This window comes from Desulfovibrio sp. Huiquan2017 (genome assembly GCF_017351175.1).
In the GTDB taxonomy this organism is placed as follows: Bacteria; Desulfobacterota; Desulfovibrionia; order Desulfovibrionales; family Desulfovibrionaceae; genus Pseudodesulfovibrio.
Genome location: NZ_JAFMPN010000015.1, coordinates 25087 through 40449 on the forward strand (window position 1 = coordinate 25087; position 15363 = coordinate 40449).

The 15363-nt window shown below is 60.3% G+C and carries 17 protein-coding genes; 4 read left to right on the forward strand and 13 right to left on the reverse strand.

Features of this window, described 5'->3' with window-relative positions:
• Positions 1–12 precede the first annotated feature (12 nt).
• From J0909_RS13650 to J0909_RS13685, 8 genes are all read right to left on the reverse strand, one after another.
• Positions 13–525: a DUF2867 domain-containing protein gene (locus tag J0909_RS13650; protein ID WP_207263672.1), complete on the reverse strand. Its 513-nt coding sequence runs from the start codon at positions 523–525 to the stop codon at positions 13–15.
• Positions 522–1142, reverse strand: a complete 621-nt coding sequence (locus J0909_RS13655) for a TetR/AcrR family transcriptional regulator (protein ID WP_207263674.1) — start codon at positions 1140–1142, stop codon at positions 522–524. The genes J0909_RS13650 and J0909_RS13655 overlap by 4 nt, the downstream gene beginning before the upstream one ends.
• A 202-nt stretch (positions 1143–1344) precedes the next feature.
• Positions 1345–2565 (reverse strand): ABC transporter permease, encoded by a 1221-nt coding sequence (locus tag J0909_RS13660; RefSeq protein ID WP_207263675.1) that lies wholly within the window; start codon positions 2563–2565, stop codon positions 1345–1347.
• An 11-nt stretch (positions 2566–2576) separates the two neighbouring features.
• Positions 2577–3242: a DUF3431 domain-containing protein gene (locus J0909_RS13665; RefSeq protein ID WP_207263676.1), complete on the reverse strand. Its 666-nt coding sequence runs from the start codon at positions 3240–3242 to the stop codon at positions 2577–2579.
• A 20-nt stretch (positions 3243–3262) separates the two neighbouring features.
• Entirely contained in the window at positions 3263–4012 is a 750-nt protein-coding gene (gene larC, locus J0909_RS13670) for a nickel pincer cofactor biosynthesis protein LarC (protein ID WP_207263677.1), read from the reverse strand.
• 6 nt (positions 4013–4018) lie between these two features.
• Positions 4019–4771: a nickel pincer cofactor biosynthesis protein LarB gene (larB, locus tag J0909_RS13675; RefSeq protein WP_207263678.1), complete on the reverse strand. Its 753-nt coding sequence runs from the start codon at positions 4769–4771 to the stop codon at positions 4019–4021.
• Positions 4768–5529, reverse strand: coding sequence for an ATP-dependent sacrificial sulfur transferase LarE (gene larE / locus J0909_RS13680; protein WP_207263679.1), 762 nt, complete (start codon positions 5527–5529; stop codon positions 4768–4770). The genes larB and larE overlap by 4 nt, the downstream gene beginning before the upstream one ends.
• Positions 5530–5564: 35 nt before the next feature.
• Positions 5565–6956: an MATE family efflux transporter gene (locus J0909_RS13685; RefSeq protein ID WP_207263680.1), complete on the reverse strand. Its 1392-nt coding sequence runs from the start codon at positions 6954–6956 to the stop codon at positions 5565–5567.
• 173 nt (positions 6957–7129) lie between these two features.
• Here J0909_RS13685 and J0909_RS13690 point away from each other — a divergent pair, with 173 nt between their 5' ends.
• From J0909_RS13690 to J0909_RS13700, 3 genes are all read left to right on the forward strand, one after another.
• Positions 7130–7642 carry a MarR family winged helix-turn-helix transcriptional regulator gene (locus J0909_RS13690; protein WP_286182027.1) on the forward strand — a complete coding sequence of 171 codons (513 nt, stop codon included), beginning with the start codon at positions 7130–7132 and terminating at the stop codon, positions 7640–7642.
• 474 nt (positions 7643–8116) lie between these two features.
• Positions 8117–8368 (forward strand): helix-turn-helix domain-containing protein, encoded by a 252-nt coding sequence (locus tag J0909_RS13695; protein WP_207263683.1) that lies wholly within the window; start codon positions 8117–8119, stop codon positions 8366–8368.
• 10 nt (positions 8369–8378) lie between these two features.
• Entirely contained in the window at positions 8379–8783 is a 405-nt protein-coding gene (locus J0909_RS13700) for a hypothetical protein (RefSeq protein ID WP_207263685.1), read from the forward strand.
• A 463-nt stretch (positions 8784–9246) separates the two neighbouring features.
• Here J0909_RS13700 and J0909_RS13705 read toward each other — a convergent pair whose 3' ends face one another.
• From J0909_RS13705 to J0909_RS13715, 3 genes are all read right to left on the reverse strand, one after another.
• On the reverse strand, positions 9247–10542 hold the full coding sequence (locus J0909_RS13705; RefSeq protein WP_207263687.1) for an ATP-dependent 6-phosphofructokinase: 1296 nt from the start codon (positions 10540–10542) through the stop codon (positions 9247–9249).
• A gap of 38 nt (positions 10543–10580) precedes the next feature.
• Positions 10581–11594 (reverse strand): D-glycero-beta-D-manno-heptose-7-phosphate kinase, encoded by a 1014-nt coding sequence (gene rfaE1, locus J0909_RS13710; RefSeq protein WP_207263689.1) that lies wholly within the window; start codon positions 11592–11594, stop codon positions 10581–10583.
• A 164-nt stretch (positions 11595–11758) separates the two neighbouring features.
• Positions 11759–12676 carry a ParB/RepB/Spo0J family partition protein gene (locus J0909_RS13715; protein ID WP_207263691.1) on the reverse strand — a complete coding sequence of 306 codons (918 nt, stop codon included), beginning with the start codon at positions 12674–12676 and terminating at the stop codon, positions 11759–11761.
• A gap of 88 nt (positions 12677–12764) precedes the next feature.
• On the opposite strand from J0909_RS13715, the gene J0909_RS13720 reads away from it, so the two are divergent.
• Positions 12765–13190 (forward strand): hypothetical protein, encoded by a 426-nt coding sequence (locus J0909_RS13720; RefSeq protein ID WP_207263693.1) that lies wholly within the window; start codon positions 12765–12767, stop codon positions 13188–13190.
• Between the two features lie 67 nt (positions 13191–13257).
• On the opposite strand, the gene J0909_RS13725 is transcribed toward J0909_RS13720, so the two are convergent.
• Both J0909_RS13725 and J0909_RS13730 read right to left on the reverse strand, forming a co-directional pair.
• The gene (locus J0909_RS13725; RefSeq protein WP_207263695.1) at positions 13258–14031 is read right to left on the reverse strand and encodes a ParA family protein; all 774 of its coding nucleotides are present in this window, start codon (positions 14029–14031) and stop codon (positions 13258–13260) included.
• Between the two features lie 228 nt (positions 14032–14259).
• Positions 14260–15267 carry an NAD-dependent epimerase gene (locus tag J0909_RS13730; RefSeq protein WP_286182029.1) on the reverse strand — a complete coding sequence of 336 codons (1008 nt, stop codon included), beginning with the start codon at positions 15265–15267 and terminating at the stop codon, positions 14260–14262.
• Positions 15268–15363 lie beyond the last annotated feature (96 nt).

A 15363-nucleotide genomic window follows, 5' to 3' on the forward strand; every position in this document is an offset into this window, starting at 1 on the left:
GGCCCGCCGGATCTAGCCGCCGTCCCGGCCCAAGACCGATCGCATGGCCGCATGGACCACAAGGTGGTGGAAAGGCCGGATGAGATTGAAATACACGGCGCCGGCCCGGTTGTGATAATGGACTATGGTGACGACGTGGAACCGGTTGCGCCCGCCCGGAAGGGGTTCCGCGCAAACGGCCATGGCCGCTTCCAAGTGGGACTCCCGGCCCGTAGTGATCCAATGCGTCTCGCGGTCCGTGCGGACCACGGTGAATATACCGACACGCGCGCCGGGGGTGCACGGCAGGGTTTTGGCGGTCAACCGCGCCCGGTCCGGCACCGCGCGCCGACCCTGGCCCAACACCCGAAGCAACCCCACACGCATACGCCACAGGGCCTCCATCCAGGCAGGGCGATAGGAAAGGATGCCCGCAGCCAATTCCAGGACCGTGCCGCAACCGTCCATGGTATGCACGTCCACATGGTCCGCACCGTCCAAAAACCCGGCCAGGCCCGGCAGCCGTCCAAGTTCGCGCCGGTTCATGGCCGCCCCCCGGCGAGAACCCCGCCCAGGACCACGTCCACCAATTCCATGACCCCGGCCACCTGGCCGTCCACATCAAACCGGTCGTGATTCAGCCCGTCAATGAGGCCTGCCGCATACAGGGACCAGCAGACCCGTGCCACCCGGAGGCCGGACACGTCCCGGCGGACCTCGCCGGTCGTCTTGCGCGCCTCCACCTGCTCGGCCACCCGGCCGAGAATCTCCTGCATCAGTCCGTCGAAGCGCGCCTTCCATTCGCCGTCGGCGAACAGCGCCTCCTTGACCACGGAACGCAGGAACAGCGTGTTCTCGCCGTAGTAACCATACATTGTGCGGAGCATGTGCCGGAATTGTTCCCTGATGTCTCCGTCCCGGGGCGCGGTCTCGACAGCCCGACGGGATATCTCACTGATGTCCTCGAAAAACGCGGAGAAGAGCAGAGAAGTTTTGTCCTGAAAATGCAAGGCGATGGTGCCGACACCCACCCCGGCCGCCGAGGCCAGGCCGCGCATGGTCGCGCCCTCGAAGCCCTTTTCCGCGATAAGAGTCCGGGCCGCTTCTTGAATCCGCCGCCGCGTCTCGGCCTTGTGTCGCTCGCGCAACGATACGCTCGCCATCGTCCCTCCCCGGTCAAAATTGAACACGTTCATTCTCTGAACATGTTCATTAAAGCGTTCATGAGCGCGTCGTCAAGCGGGTGCGGAACAACAACCAAGTGCCCGCCGGATGCGGCCGCCAATTGGGATGGCGACCACGGCCAAGCACTGATTGATTGCAGGCTATATATCTTTCAACAACCCGATATCATTTAAAGACCAATCATGACTTAAGTACGTCGAGAATCTCGATGTTGGCGGCCTGCCAGGCGGGGTAGGCCCCGGCGAGCACGCCCAGCAGGCAGGACCCGGCCAGGGTGACGGCCAGGCTGGCGGGGTCTAGAATGATCGGAAGTCCGGCCAGGGTGCAACTCACCAAGACCAGGAGCACGGTCACGGCCACGCCCAATCCGCCGCCCACCGCCGCCATGAGTCCGGACTCGAACAGGAACTGGCGGACGATGTCCCGCCTGCGGCCCCCCACGGCCCTGCGCACGCCAATCTCCACCCGCCGGGAGCGGACCACCAGGATCATGATGGACAGAATGCCGAGCCCGCCCACGGCGAACGAAATGGTCGAGGTGATCCCGCCGAGCGTGGTCATCAGGTCCAGGGCCTGGCGTTGCAATTTGATGGCGTCGGCTGCGGACATGGAGCTGAAGTCGTCCTTTTCGCCCGGATCGATGCGATGCCGTTCGCGCATGACCGCGTTGACCGCGTCGTTGACCTGGGCCAGCCCGGCGTCCTTGTCCAGACGCAGATAGACCCCGGAAAGCCAGCGCTGATTGCTGGCCCGGCGCATGTAGGTGGTCAGCGGCATGAGCAGGATCTCGTCCTGGTCCGTGCCGGACACGTCGCGCCCCTTTTCCTCCATGACCCCGAGGACCCGGAAGCTGGCCCGAAACATATAGATTTTATGACCCACGGCCAGTTCGGGACGGCCGAACAGCCGCTGGGCGATCTTGCGCCCGAGCACGCAGACCTTGGCCCGGGCATCCATTTCATTCCATGTAAAGAAGCGGCCCGCATCCGGCCGGAAACTCCGGATGTCCTGATAATTGGGCCAGCAGCCCAGGATCTGGGCGTTGACCGCGTTGCCGTTGCCGCGCACGGCCATGGTCGAGGTGACGAAGGGTGTTCCGGCCAGGACCGAGGGCACGGAATCCATCAGCGCCTTGGCGTCGGCCAGGACGAAAGTGCGCGCATTGCCGTTGACGCGCATGGCCCCGCCCCTGGTGAAGCGGACCGAGCCGGCCAGGACCGCATACAGATTGGGCCCGAGTTTTTCCGTCTCGATCTCGGCCTGGCGGACCATGATCTTGGATACGTGCTGCACCCCGGTAAAGGCCAATGCGCCCAAAAATACCCCGAGCATGGCCAGCACGGCACGCAGCTTGTGGGCCGAGAGGGAGGAGACGGCGATGGTCAGGTTCAACGGCAGCATGCGACCCTCCGCTACTCGTACCGGTCCCGATTCCAGGCCGTGTTGCCGTTGAAGATGTGTTGCCACAGCCGTTCGAAGGCATGGCCGGTATTGCGTTCATCCCGAGGGTCGTCCTCTATGAGCCGCAGACAATAGGCGTAAAACGCCCGGGGCCGGGTGCGGATGCGCTCGCCGGTGACGCAGAAGTTGCCCGTGGGCGCGCGGCAGAGGATCTCGTCCGGCATGGGCACGCCGAACAGGCGCTCGAACAGCTCGCCCACCGGAATGTCCCGGCCCCAACCGGGCCAGCGCCCCTCGTTCTCGGGCTTGCGCAGGTCGTGGGGACGGCCCAGCCGGTCGCAGCGGAGCTTGAACCAGGCCAGCCCCTTGAAGGGCATGCCCCGATCCGCAACGTCCTCCAGGCTCTTCCGCAAGGTTTCCACCGAGGTCCGGCCGCGATCATCCAGGTGATCAAACGGGTCTCCCTGCAAGAAGACGTTCAGGGGTGCGAGGGTCTCGTACTCGTTGACGATGTGGGTGAAATAGGTATGGGCTTCGCGCCCGATGTTCGGCAATGGACGGGCCTCGGGGCCGAGGTCGCCGCCCTTGTCGTAGACCACGTGAGCGCATCCCAGGCCGGTGGCCCAGGACACATCCTCGCGATATCTGGCTATGATCACCCGGATGTCATCACGCACGATCACGCTCCCTGCGGCGGCTATTCCACCGCAACCTTCTCCAAGACCATGGCCCGGACATAGGTGGGCTGCTCGTCCGAGGACCGCCCGCCCGAGCCGTACCCCACGCCGAGCAGGGAGCCCAGGGGCAGGGAACCAAAGCTATCCGCAACAGTCCGCAAAATAGCCAGGCCCGTGGGGGTGGCCCGCTCCATGGAACAGTCGGAGCCGAAGGTGGTCAACCCCTTGGCAAGTTCCGCACAAGCCGGTGCGGGAACTGACATTTTACCATGAGCACAAGTCACGAAACCGGACCCAAGGTCCACGGGGCTGCAGACCACTTTTTCGGCCTCCAGGGCCTCCAGCAAAAGCATGGAACCGCAAATATCAGCAAGAGTATCCACAGCGCCTATCTCATGGAAGTGAACCTGCTCCAGATCCACGCCGTGGACCTTGGCCTCGGCCTGCCCGAGCAGCCGCAAGGCCTCGACCGAGCGCGCCCCGGCCCGGCCAGCCAGCCCGCTCGCCTCGATGATCCGACAGAGGTCGGTGTAGTGGCGCAGGGGCTGTTCCCGGGTTTGGAGTACATCCACATGCATGGTCCGGATGCCCGCGATGCGTTTTTCCGTCCACCGGAGCCCGAAGCCGTCCAGTCCGAGCCGGGCCAGCTCCCGTTCCAGAAAATCAAATCCGCTGCCGGGGCCGCGCCATTCCTCCAGGGCCTGGCTCAGGGCCGAGAGGAGCATATCCCCGCTCACGCCCGTGGAGCAATCAAGATAAATAGTGTTCATAAGTCCTTATGGATTTCGTTCGCCGATGGCCAACACGTTGATCTTGTGGGCGAGATAGCCCGCGCCGAAGCCGTTGTCGATGTTGAGCACCCCGATGCCCGGCGCGCAGGAATTCATCATGGTCAGCAGGGCGGCCAGTCCCTGAAAGCTCGCCCCGTAGCCCACACTGGTAGGCACGGCGAGGATGGGAGGCATGGCCATGCCCCCGATGACCGAGGGCAGCGCCCCCTCCATGCCCGCCACGGCGATGATGACCGAAGCCTTGTTAAGCTCGTCCATGACCGAAAAAAGCCTGTGGATGCCCGCCACCCCGCAATCGAAGTGCCGGTCCACCCGGCTGCCCAGGAACTCGGCCGTGCCCGCTGCCTCCTCGGCCACGGACAGGTCGGACGTGCCCGCCGAGACGACCACCACCTTGCCAGCCGGAGCTGCCGGGGCCTCCCCGACGGACAGCAGCCCGGACACCGGGTCGAAGCGGGCATCCGCCACCGCACGAACGGCTTCGAAGTGGGCCTGATCGGCCTTGGTCCCGAGGGCTCTTCCGTTGTGGCGGTTAAGGTGATCAAAGATCGAAGCCACCTGATCGGGCGTCTTGCCCGCGCAATAAACCACTTCGGGTCCGCCGGTGCGCAATTGGCGAAACTGGTCAATCTTGGCGCAGCCGGTCTCAATGAAGGATTGCCTGAGCAATTCCTTCTTCAACGCGTCCCGCGAAATCTGTCCGGCCTCAAAATCGTCGAGCAGGCGGTCCAGACTCATTCCCTCCACTCCTTGAAGGTGCATGATTCCAGCCCGATCCTGTGCGCCAACGCCACGACTTTATCACGATTTTCCATTATTATTTCTGCATATTGTGGAATATACTCCACGGTTGCCATCAGATTATCGGACCGCGCCCGCACGGTCTCCACGCCGATGGCATGGAGGTAGGATTCCAAAGCGTTCACCCGGCCGAGCCCGTCGGCGGTCAAGGCCGTGCCCATGGGGATTCGGGTGGCCAGGCAGCTTTCGGACGGCGCATCCCAGTTGGGCAACTCCGCCTCGCGCGCCAGTCCCCGGATCTCGGCCTTGCCGAGCCCGGCCGCCAGCAGGACCGAATAGACGTTGAACTCAGCCACGGCCTTGAGCCCGGGACGCTTCGGATCGTCGTCCGCGTTGGTCCCGTCCAGAAGCAGGCAGTCAGCCCCGAAGGCATCCCGTATGGTCCGGAAAACAAGACATTTGCAATGGTAGCACCGGTCGGCTCGATTGTGTTGAACCCCGGGAACGGCCAGGGCCGAGACTTGGATGACGCGGTGCTCGATGCCGATGTGCGCGGCCACCCACTCGGCGCGCCGCAGGTCCCGCTCCGGGGTCAATTCGCTGACCACGGTGCAGGCCACGGCCCGGTCCCCGAGGGCGAGATGCGCTGCGGCGGCCGCAAGGCCGCTGTCCACGCCGCCGGACAGGGCCACGACCGCGCAGCCGACGTCGCCAGCGCGAGCGGCAACGAGGGAAGCGAGATGTTCAAGGCTCATACTGGAAGATAGCCCACACGACAGCCCGGTTCAACTCATTTCAGGCTTTCGCGGCCCAGGAGGTCTATGCGCCGCCAGGGCCCCTTGGTGAACCGGAACGCAAACGTGGCTGCCAAAATCACCACGTAGACGAGCAGGAACAGCCACGGTCCGTGGATGCTGACGATGCCCAGCCAGTTAATGATCATCAGGGGAATGACAAGGCAGACGATGGAGGAGGTGCCCATGACGAACATGATGAACCGGGTGTCGCCCGCGCCCTTGAGGCCCCCCATATAGATGATGGCCACGGCATCCAGTAGCGTGAACACCGCACTGTAGCGCATGAGCACTTCGCCCATCTTGAGGACCGCGTCGAAATTGACCCCGGCCGCGCCCCGGGCCCGGAACAGGTTCAGCAGAGGCTCCGGCAGGAGCCAGAAGACCACAGCCATGACCCCCATGTAGGCCAGGGCCAGATGCAGGACCGAATGGGTGCAGAAGGCCGCCCGGTCGGGGTTCCTGTCGCCCATGGCCTGGCCGGCCATGATGCTGGCCGCCACATGCAGGCCGATGGTCGGCAGGAAGGCCAGGTTGTAAATGGAGAAAACCGCGCTGGTGGCGGCCAGCTCCACCGGCCCGAACCGCCCGACGATGAAGACAAAAAAGGAGATGGCGAACATATCCAGGAAAAACTGGACCCCACCGGGCAGGCCGAAATGCAGGAACCGGGCAAAGAGGGCGCGATCGAACCGCCAGGCGGACCGGACCTTGAAAAGGACCTCGTTCTTGCGGGTGAAGATGAGCAGTATGTAGACGATCAGAGGCGCGATGAAACCGATGACCGTGGCCAGACCCGCTCCGGCGATGCCCATTTCCGGAAAGGGACCGATGCCGTTGATCAGACAGTAATCCAGCGGGATGTTGATGAAGATCGACCCCAGACTGATGAGCATGACCGGCTTGGTCAGGCCCCGTCCGGCAAAGAAGTTCGACAGGCACAGGCCCAACAGGCTGGGCAGGCTGCCCACGGTCAGGATCTGGAAATAGATGACTTCCAGCCGCCGAATGGACTCGGGGTGCCCCCCCAAACTGAACAAGGGCTCGGCCAAGAAAGCCAGGGAAGCGAGCAGCAACCCGGCGGGCACACAGAACCAGATGCCCACCCACAGGGCGCGGCCCACATCCGCGGGACGGCACGCGCCGGTATACTGGGCGATGAACACGTTGACGTATTCAGACACGCCCATGAAAAAGGACAGAAACAAAAAGGCCATGACATTGGCCGGCAACGACGCGCCCAAGGCCTCCAGAGAGTAGTTGCCCAGAAAAATGCGGTCCGTAAAGGTCATGACCGTGTTGGAGATCATACTGACGACCAGGGGCAACCCGATGACCAGGGCCTCCCGATACCCGCCTTGTGCGCGCCAACGCTTCATCAACTTCATTTTATTCCTCGATTATTACGGCCCGCCCCCCCGCAGGGCCTCGGACCGGCTTTGGCAACCTATACCGGCAGGGCGCGACGGTAAAGGAGAATCCATGCACGGTCCCGACTTGCGAGACGAAAGACAGCATGCTATCTAAAAATCGACATCAAGTTGCAATATCGGGGGAAGTTATGGACGAAAATGCGGAGTATCGGTTCTTCCCGGCCATATCCCGGTTTAACCGGCTGTATGCCAAGGCCTTGTCCAAGCGGCTCGATCCCCATGGGGTGCGGCCCGGCTATCTGGAAGTCTTGTTCCGCCTGTGGGAAGGGGACGGCATCACCCAGAAGGAGCTCCACGCCTGCCTCGACGTGGAACAGGCCACATTGTCCAACACGCTCAAGCGGATGGAGCGGGATGGCTTCCTGACCCGCGAGCGCAGCCGGAAAGACCGCAGGCGGTCCGTCATCCTGCTGACCGAAACCGGAGCGAGCCTGCGCAAGCTGGTCCCGGCGGCCATTGATGACCTGCAAGCCGTGGTCAACACCCGCCTGAGCGTCACCGACCGGCGCTACTTCCGGCGCATCCTCATGCAAATGAACGAACAGCTCGTTTCGGACTTGGACGACGCCACCCTGGTTCTCCTCGACGAGGTGGAGCCGGACGGCGACACCTTGATGCTCGTGGATGAAATCAAAAAATAGCCCGCCTCGACATCCGCAATCAACCACAAGCGATCCCAGGGCGTTTTTTCCCTGGGCCGCCAGGCCCTGCTCCGGGGTTTTCCCACCCATATCCGCACAATACAGCATACGTCCTCAAAGGATGCATCCAATAGCCGCACTTTTTCGCCACACAGCACACTTATTTTTAACATATTGTAATAATACGTTATTTAAATAAAGTCACGCTAACAGCTCGTTGACGGCAGTGTTTCGAACGTGCTAATTCAACCAAGCCGTACAGGAACGGGAAATGTCCAAATTGTGTTTTTTCCCCATTATTTTTTGCGGCGAAATCTGCTATGTGTTCCCTAATTAACAACAACATCCTGTAATCTTTCTTTATAGGGTTATGTCTAGAACAATTCTAGACAATATGGGACAACGTTGTACTTTGTTGACAATCTTTGACACCCTATGTCAAAAGACGAACATCATAGGTCGAATTGTGACATTATGGACAACTCAGATGCACCCAGGCCGCCGACTCTGCTTACCGTGCGGGAAGTTGCGGACTATTTACGGGTTCACCAGAGGACGGCCTACAGGCTGATCACCAGCGGCGAAATCAAGGCCATCAAGATCGGAAGCCAATGGCGCGTCCCCGAGCAAGCGTTGATGGAATTTTTAGAGAGTGGAATGAAGGCGGCGGCTCCTTCGCGCAAGCGGAAGGCCGGTCCGGATCAATTCAAACTCCCACTGGACTAAGGAGAGCGGCATGTCGAGAAGAACGGTTGGCGGTTATGACGGGAGCGACCCGATCCTGAACGTGACCCTGCCGAATGATTTCGGCGAGGACCTTGCGGTTACCGGCCAGCTTATTGGCGAAGAAATGTACTTTGACGACGGAACCGGTATGCTGACCATGGAAAAGCTGTACCGGGCCGAAGACGGAAAGCTTGCCTACGGCATCATCTCCGCCATCGGGCATGCCCGTGAACGCCGCGCCTACCGCGTCGAGGAGGGCGAGGAAAGCTGCATCGTCACCAACGGCAGCCTGAGCCTGGAATTCGGCTACGACCAACTCTTCGAGCTCCTAGCCGTGGCCCTGGAGTCCGAAAAGGAAGCCGCTGGCGCACAGGTCGGCGAACAAGTTCGCCGCAAACTCGCCGTCAACGAATAGTTTTCTCCGATACCGGAAGAAAAAAAGGGGCCTTGAGCCCTTTTTTTTTGCTTATATAGTTAGCTCCCTTTCCATAAGCGAAAAGCCGCGTAGTGGAAAAAAGATCGCGCCGCAGCGCAAAAACGGGAAGCAAGGGCGCGAGTCCTTGCCCGCCGGAGACGAAATCATTTTGATTTTCGCCGCGAAGCGGCTTTCAACGCCTGATTTTTCCAGGAAGTTAAGGAGATAGCTCTTTTTTTGGGCCTTACATGGTGGTTGTCGCCCTCCGCGCAACCAAAAGTCCACAGGACGCAAAACAGCCACCCGTCGGCAGGCCGAAGCCACTTCGGCCCCTTCAGGCCTTTTCCCGCTCTCCGCAGATACCGCGCACACGCCAACCTCTTTCCCTCTTCGTTTTTCCTCCCCGCGAACGGTACAAAAAAACCAAGAGGGAAAAGGAGATGGAGCAAAAGGCATCCAACCTCTACTTCAAAAAATCACGCTGGCCGGTGGCTTCCATGACGGAGGCCCACCAATCGGAACTGGTGTTGATGTGACGGCGTTTGGTGGCAACGAGGTCCAGGGGCAAGTGAACCATGCTTGATTTGAGGCGGGACACGACCATGCCGGTTTTGCCCGCCATGGCCGCATGCACGGCATTCTGGCCAAGAAATCCGCAATAGACCCGATCGCTCGCGTTGGCCGGGACAGATCGTATCAAGTAGCTGGGATCAATGAATTTGATGTTAACCTCGAAATTTTTGACCCGGGCATATTCCTCAAGCTCGGAGACGATACGGCCGCATATGTCACCGAGTTTCGGGTTGCCCGAGGGGTCCCGTTCGGGCTCGCCACCGAGCAGGTCCTGGCCCGCGCCCTCGGCACAGACGATGATGGAGTGTTTGCGCTCCTTGAGGCGCGTTTCCACGGCTTGCAGCAGCCCGCCTTCCCCGGTCAGGGCAAATGGCTGTTCCGGGACCAGGAGGAAGTTGACTTCCTGCATGGCCAGGGTGGCCTGGGCCGCGATGAAACCGGCTTCCCGGCCCATGAGCTTGACCAGCCCCACGCCCATGTCCATGCCGGTGGCCTCCACATGGGCGCACTGGATGACCTCGGCGGCCTTTTCCACGGCGGTGTCGAAGCCGAAGGAGCGGGTGATGAAGTTGATGTCGTTGTCGATGGTCTTGGGGATGCCGATGACGGCGATGTTCCGTTTGCGCAGGGAGATCTCGTTGACGATGGATTTGGCCGCGCGCATGGCTCCATCGCCACCGATGACGAACAGGACGTTGATGTTCAGCCGCTCCAGGGAATCGACGATCTCCACGGGGTCCTGGAGCCCACGCGACGAACCGAGGATGGTCCCGCCGAACTGATGTATGTGCGAGACCGCGTCCGGGGTAAGCTCCCGGATGTCGTAACCGTACTTGGGAATGAAGCCGCGCAGGCCGTTGGTGATGCCGAGCACGTGGCGCACGCCGTAATGATAGTGGGCCTCGTGCACGATGGCCCGGATGACGTCGTTGATGCCCGGGCAGATGCCGCCGCAGGTGACTATGGCGCAACGGGCCTTAGCGGCGTCGAAGTAGATGTGTTCGCGCGGCCCGGCCTTTTCGAAGTCCTTTTGCAGAACGTCGGCGTCCAATTCGGTCAATTCGCCGGAGGTGAGCATCAGGCTCGTCGGGCTTGATCCGTCCACGAACCGCGCCTTTCTGAGTGGCGATTTGATTTTGGCCTTGCCAAGAGTCGGAATTTCAGTAATGAAATCAAACTGTTTCATTGTACTACGCTCCGCTTTTCATCCGGAATTACGGCTGGTCATTCCGTCCAGAAGGTCACCTGGGGTTCCGGCAACTCGTTGATGGTTTCCAGGAGCTCGCCGGGAGTTGCCGTGGCCGCGCCCACTTGGGCCACGACCACGCCTGCCGCGTAGTTGGCCAGGGTGCAGGCGGTGAGCAGGTCCATGCCCGCGGCCAGGGCCAGGCCCGTGGTGGCGATGACCGTGTCGCCTGCGCCGGTGACATCGAAGACCTTGCGCGCGAATGTCGGGATATGTTTAATGGCGTCGTTCCCTTCGAACAAGGCCATGCCGTCGGGTCCGAGGGTAATGAGCAGATTGCGACAGTTGAGCCGCCTGAAGAGGGCACGGCCCGCCGCGATGATGGAGGCCTGGTCGGAAACCGGCAGGTTGGCGCCTTCGCTGGCTTCCTTGGTGTTGGGCGTAAGCAGGTCCACGCCACGGTAGAGGTCGTAATTCACGGTTTTGGGGTCCACCAGGATCAGCGGTGGAGTGGACCGGGCCTGGACCAGCGGCATGAAGCGATCCATGAATTCCTTGGAAATAAACCCCTTGCCGTAATCGGAAAGAATGATCACCGGAAAATCGGGCAGATTTTCCTGAAGAATGACGAAGAGGGTGTTCATTTCCTCCGGGGAAAGGGAGCCCACCCGTTCCTGGTCCACGCGCACGACCTGCTGGTTGTGCGCGATGATCCGGGTCTTGACCGTGGTGGGGCGGTCGCCGCCCTGGATAAGCCGAGTGCTCAGGCCCGCATGCTCGCACAGATTCTCCAGGATTTCGCCGTTGTGATCCGTGCCTACGGCCCCGATGAGCAGGGGTTTGCCGCCCAGGTCGGCGATGTTCCGGGCCACGTTGCCCGCTCCGCCCAAGAAAAAGGATTCGTCCTTTACCTGGACCACCGGCACGGGGGCTTCCGGCGATATGCGTTCCACGCCGCCCATGAGGTAGTGGTCCAGCATGAGATCGCCTATGATCATGACCTTGTGGCCCTTGAGAGCGCTGACGGCTTCCAAAATCATTTCATGTGACATGTTGTAAACAACCAATGTTTTTATGTTGTTGCTTCGGGTCTTATGCGAATAGCCATTACGCCCCACAGGCGTTCTTCAAAAGACGCAGCGCGGGATGGAGATCACACAAAATCATTTGACGCTCATGGAGGTCGCCCGGGACCGCATATTGGCGGGTCGCGTCCTTACGCAAACTCGCCGCCGAGCTTTTCCACAACGGACCGCAAATCGTCTTCAGCTACATAACGCACTGTCAACTTACCTTTTTCCGGAGAACCGGAGATTTTTACCGTAAGCCCCAACAAGTTGGAAAGCTCACCCTGGAGGGTTTCCAGCCTGGGGTCGAGTTGCCGGGGCTCGGATTTTGCGGAATGCGAGGAGGGCGCGGTCCCGATTTCATCCGCACCGGGCAGGCGGCCGTTCTGCTTGAAAAAGGAGGCTTGGGCCTCCGCCTGACGCACGGTCAGGCCGTTCTCTGCAATGCGCCGGTGCAATTCGGCCTGGGGAGTGGGGTCGCCCACGGCCATGATCGCCCGACCGTGCCCGGCGGACAAGACACTCTGTTGAATATCGAGGCGCACGCTTTCCGGCAGGTTAAGCAACCGCAGGGAGTTGGCCACGGCCGAACGGCTCTTGCCCACCTGACGGGCCAATTCTTCCTGGCTCAGGCCGAACTCCTGCTGAAGGCGTTGATAGCCGAGCGCCTCTTCCACGGCGTTCAGGTCTTCGCGTTGCAGGTTCTCGATGAGCGCGATGGCCAGGCTTTCCTGGTCGGTCATATCGCGAACCAGGGAAGGGATTTCCTCAAGCCCGGCTTTTTTCGAGGCGCGCAGCCGGCGCTCGCCGGCCACCAGTTCATACTTGCCGCCGCCGAGAGGGCGGACCAGCACAGGCTGGAGCACGCCGCGCGTCTCAATGGAGGCGGCCAGATCATTGAGCGCCTCCTCGGAGAACTCGCGCCGGGGCTGGTGCGGGTTGGGGGTGATGGCTCCAACCGGGATGAGGCGTACCTCGGCGGCGTCGGCCGTGACGTTCTCGTCCTCGCGCACGCCGCCCAGCAACGCGTCCAATCCCCGTCCCAGGCCCCTGTTCATCGATGTCATATATCACTCCTGTATCGCTTGGAATTCTATCCTTGCCCAAAAATGGTTCAATGCCTATAACGCCCCAATGAAACCAAATGGAGCGAACATGTCCGATATTCTCACCGAACTCTACGACAAGGACGGCAATCTTCTCGGTGCCCTGTTGACCGCCGAGGCCTGGGCCTCGGTCCGCGACCAGGTCATGGCCGCTCTCGGCGTGAGCCAGGCCCCCGAGATCGAGGAAAAACCAGAACCGTTGTCCGATTGGGAACTGCTGACCCAATATTGGGATTTCCCATATCCCGTGGACATGGACGTGGCCTGCGAGAACTGCGGCAACCAGACCGCGAACTGGTCCGAGGACGATCCGCGCCGGTTCCGTCTGACCAGCGCCAACCTTGCCGGACTGGTCGCTTTCCAATGCGCGAATTGCCGGGCGAAGGTGGTCAAAAAGCACTTCAAGGACAAGATCTCCACCGAATGCACGCCCTATCGCGAGGAGAAGATAACCACCAAGGAAGGGCGGTACTGATCACCGCCTGCTCGCACCCGCGCCGCCCGCTCATCACAGGGGCGGCGCTCCAGTCAAAGGACCTTCCCTACGCCCCGGCCGTGGCGCTGCGCTCCACTTCCTGAGCCAGCGCAAGATACGCCTCGGCGCCTCGCGACTTGATATCGTAATTGATCACCGGTTTACCAAAGCTCGGGGCCTCGGACAACCGAACGTTCCTCGGAATGATCGTCTCGAACAGGTGCTGGGGAAACGCCTTGCGCACCTCGTTCTTCACCTGCCAGGACAACCTGTTTCTCGAATCATACATGGTCAGGACCACGCCGAGGATATCGAGCCCCGGGTTGAGGCGTTTGCGCACCAACTCGTAGGTCATGAGCAACTGCGCAATACCCTCCAATGCGTAATACTCGCACTGCAACGGCACAAGCAACTCACTTGCCGCGCACAGGGCGTTGACCGTCAGCAGACCGAGGGAAGGGGGGCAGTCTATGAGAATAAAGTCGTATTCGGCATCCACTTGTTCAATGAGCTCGCGCAGGTAGAATTCGCGGCCGAACTTGTCCACCAATTCAATTTCCGCACCGACCAAATCTTGTGTCCCGGGCAGAATATCGAGGAAGGGCACACCCGTCTGACAGATGGCCTTGCCGATGTTCTTCGGTTCGAAAAGTACGCTGTAGACATTTTCGCGTTTGTCGCCCGGATAAAAACCAAGGCCGCTGGAAGCGTTTCCCTGAGGGTCACAGTCCACCAGCAGGACACGTTTTTCCATCACAGCCAGCGAGGCCGCCAGGTTGATGGCGGTGGTGGTCTTGCCCACACCGCCTTTTTGATTCGCAATCACGATTTTTCTCGCCACATGACCCTCGCTTTCGAGCTGCATTCGGTGCGTTCGAGACTCCGTCGCTTGTTTCACGTGAAACAATCAGTTGATGATCAGAGTTGTTTCACGTGAAACATCGTCCTCTTGTCGTTCCGATTGTCGTAGGATGAAAGAAAAACAAAGGCAAGAGGTGGAGTGAAAATTGAAGAAAAAAGACACAAAAAAGGGCGGCCAAGCCGCCCTGATGATCATGATGATCGAGTCCTATTTCCCGTAGTACTCGTGGTACCACTCGATGAAATTGCGGATTCCATCCTCGATGGAGGTGTCCGGTTTAAACCCGACATCCGCCTGAAGATCGGAAACATCCGCTTCGGTGGCCGGGACATCGCCCGCCTGCATGGGCATGTAGTTATAGATGGCTTTCTTGCCGACAACCTCTTCGATGACTTCGATGTAGCGCGACAACTCAACAACATTGTTGTTGCCGATGTTGTAGATCTGATACGGGACCGAACTGGTGCAGGGATCAGGATTGTCGCCGTCCCATTCGGGGTTGGGCCTGGCGGTGCGCTGCATAACCCGGAACACTCCCTCGACGATGTCGTCGATATAGGTAAAATCGCGACGCATCTTGCCATAGTTGAAGACGTTGATGGGCTTTTCCTCGATGATGTTTTTGGTGAACAGGAAAAGCGCCATGTCCGGACGGCCCCACGGACCATATACCGTAAAGAAGCGCAGGCCCGTGGTGGGCAGGTCATAGAGGTTGGAATAGGAGTGGGCCATCATCTCGTTGGACTTCTTGGTGGCCGCGTACAAGCTCATGGGATGATCAACCCCTTCGTGCGGGCTGAGCGGCATCTTGGTGTTCATGCCGTATACCGAAGAGCTGGAGGCGTAGACTAGGTGCTCCACTTTGTTATGGCGGCATCCCTCAAGAACATTGAGAAAACCAACCACATTGGAGTCGATGTAGGATTTTGGATTTTCGATGGAGTACCGGACGCCCGCCTGGGCCGCGAGATTGACCACATGCGTAAACTGTTCCGCCTTGAACAGATCGCTCATGGGCTGATCATCCTGAAGATTGATGTTCACGTGCCTAAAGAGCGAGGACTGCTCCAAGACCTTGAGGCGGTTCTTCTTCAGATTGACGTCATAATAGTCGTTCAGGTTGTCCAGGCCGACGACTTCGTGGCCCGCTTCGGTCAGCCGCTTGGAAAGGTGAAAGCCGATAAAGCCGGCGGCTCCGGTGACAAGTGTTTTCATATGCATGATCCTTATGCCAGTTGATGGTCAGGTGATTGTCGCGTGATGCGCGGCTGTCGGGGCAGTGTGCGCCGCCCCAAGCTCATACTCCATTCC

Coding starts and splice junctions, on each gene's coding strand:
- J0909_RS13660 (WP_207263675.1), bottom strand. CDS start 2,565: ATGCTGCCGTTGAACCTGACCATCGCCGTCTCCTCCCTCTCGGCCCAC.
- J0909_RS13650 (WP_207263672.1), bottom strand. CDS start 525: ATGAACCGGCGCGAACTTGGACGGCTGCCGGGCCTGGCCGGGTTTTTG.
- J0909_RS13730 (WP_286182029.1), bottom strand. CDS start 15,267: ATGAAAACACTTGTCACCGGAGCCGCCGGCTTTATCGGCTTTCACCTT.
- larB (WP_207263678.1), bottom strand. CDS start 4,771: ATGAGTCTGGACCGCCTGCTCGACGATTTTGAGGCCGGACAGATTTCG.
- J0909_RS13685 (WP_207263680.1), bottom strand. CDS start 6,956: ATGAAGTTGATGAAGCGTTGGCGCGCACAAGGCGGGTATCGGGAGGCC.
- J0909_RS13715 (WP_207263691.1), bottom strand. CDS start 12,676: ATGACATCGATGAACAGGGGCCTGGGACGGGGATTGGACGCGTTGCTG.
- J0909_RS13695 (WP_207263683.1), top strand. CDS start 8,117: ATGGACAACTCAGATGCACCCAGGCCGCCGACTCTGCTTACCGTGCGG.
- J0909_RS13720 (WP_207263693.1), top strand. CDS start 12,765: ATGTCCGATATTCTCACCGAACTCTACGACAAGGACGGCAATCTTCTC.
- J0909_RS13655 (WP_207263674.1), bottom strand. CDS start 1,142: ATGGCGAGCGTATCGTTGCGCGAGCGACACAAGGCCGAGACGCGGCGG.
- rfaE1 (WP_207263689.1), bottom strand. CDS start 11,594: ATGTCACATGAAATGATTTTGGAAGCCGTCAGCGCTCTCAAGGGCCAC.
- J0909_RS13705 (WP_207263687.1), bottom strand. CDS start 10,542: ATGAAACAGTTTGATTTCATTACTGAAATTCCGACTCTTGGCAAGGCC.
- larE (WP_207263679.1), bottom strand. CDS start 5,529: ATGAGCCTTGAACATCTCGCTTCCCTCGTTGCCGCTCGCGCTGGCGAC.
- larC (WP_207263677.1), bottom strand. CDS start 4,012: ATGAACACTATTTATCTTGATTGCTCCACGGGCGTGAGCGGGGATATG.
- J0909_RS13700 (WP_207263685.1), top strand. CDS start 8,379: ATGTCGAGAAGAACGGTTGGCGGTTATGACGGGAGCGACCCGATCCTG.
- J0909_RS13690 (WP_286182027.1), top strand. CDS start 7,130: ATGGACGAAAATGCGGAGTATCGGTTCTTCCCGGCCATATCCCGGTTT.